This is a genomic window from Gordonia sp. B8661-1 (genome assembly GCF_059427765.1).
The window spans coordinates 1-1,365 of sequence record NZ_JCAHRL010000029.1 but is presented as its reverse complement, the minus strand read 5'-3'; the positions used below and the strand labels follow the sequence as shown (position 1 = coordinate 1,365).

Below are 1,365 nucleotides of genomic sequence, written 5' to 3'. Positions count from 1 at the left end.
TGAACCGCCCCGGGTCTGTCGGAGGCTCTCGAACCTGTGAAGGATGGAGAGCATGGCAGCACCACGCAAGTACAGTGAGGAACTCAAGGACCGGGCCACCCGGATGGCATGTGAAGCGCGACGAGATCCCGATTCGTCGAGAGGTGCGATCAAGCGGATCGCCGATCAGCTCGGAGTCCATCCCGAGGCGTTGCGCAATTGGGTTCGTCAGGCCGAGATCGACGGCGGGGTCCGCCCGGGCACCACGAGTGAGGACGCTGACCGCATCGCGGCGTTGGAGCGGGAGAACCGTGAACTGCGGCGAGCGAACACGATCTTGAAGCAGGCTTCGGCTTTCTTTGCGGCGGAGATCGACCGCCCACAGCGCTGATCGTGGAGTTCGTCGCGGCTCACCGCGATGAACACGGAGTCGATCCGATCTGTGCGGCATTGCGCGATACGTCCGCCCAGATCGCTCCGTCCACGGTACGAGCCCACCTGAGCCCCCAGAAGACCGAGGCGCCTCGTGTGGTGCGTGACCGGGAGCTCCTTACCCAGGTCCGCGCGGTGCATGCCGACAACCTCGGCGTCTACGGTGCCCGCAAGGTGCATGCCCAATTGCGCAGACAGGGCCATAGTGCTGCCCGCTGCACCGTCGAGCGATTGATGAAAGCCGATGGGCTGCAAGGGATAGCGAGACTCAAGACACGCAAGACCACGCGCAGCGAGGGAGCTGAAACACCCCGGCCGGCTGACCGGGTCAACCGTCAGTTCACCGCGGCGGCACCGAACGCGTTGTGGGTGGCGGACCTGACCTACATCCGCACCCACTCGGGCTGGGTGTACGCGGCGTTCGTCCTGGACGTGTTCTCGCGGATGGTCGTCGGCTGGCAGGTCTCGACCACCATGCACACCGACCTCGCCCTCGACGCCCTGAACATGGGATTGTGGGCACGGTCGCGTGCCGGCCACGACGTGGCCGGGCTGATCCACCACTCCGACCGCGGAGTGCAATACCGAGCCATCCGCTACACCGAACGACTGGCCGAAGCCGAAGCGGTGACATCTGTTGGCTCCAAAGGGGATTCATACGACAACGCGATGGCTGAGGCGTTCAACTCGCTGTTCAAAGCCGAATGCATCCGTAACCCCGTGATGCGCCCGCGAGGCGGCTGGGCAGGTGTGGGCGAGGTCGAGATCGCCGTCGCTGAGTACGTCGAATGGTTCAACCACCGCCGCCTGCACGGCGAGATCGGACACGTCCCACCCGTCGAGTACGAGAGCGCCTACTGGTCGACCCAAACCGTCACCAGCTACCGTGAGAACCCGGTCCCCGCAAACGCTGGAACCAACTAACCGAGCCTCCAGCAAACCCGGGGCGATTCA

1 protein-coding gene and 1 other annotated feature are annotated in these 1,365 nt (G+C 64.7%); the gene reads left to right on the top strand.

What is annotated here, in order from left to right:
- The first annotated feature begins 52 nt into the window (after positions 1-52).
- Positions 53-1,335, top strand: a protein-coding gene (locus AC4JJG_RS21435; RefSeq protein WP_085949824.1) for an IS3 family transposase whose coding sequence is annotated in 2 segments (ribosomal slippage) — positions 53-341 and positions 341-1,335 — 1,284 coding nt in all. Because the reading frame shifts where the segments join, the coding sequence is not laid out codon by codon here.
- Positions 331-459, top strand: a sequence feature (AL1L pseudoknot). It overlaps the preceding gene by 129 nt.
- Positions 1,336-1,365 lie beyond the last annotated feature (30 nt).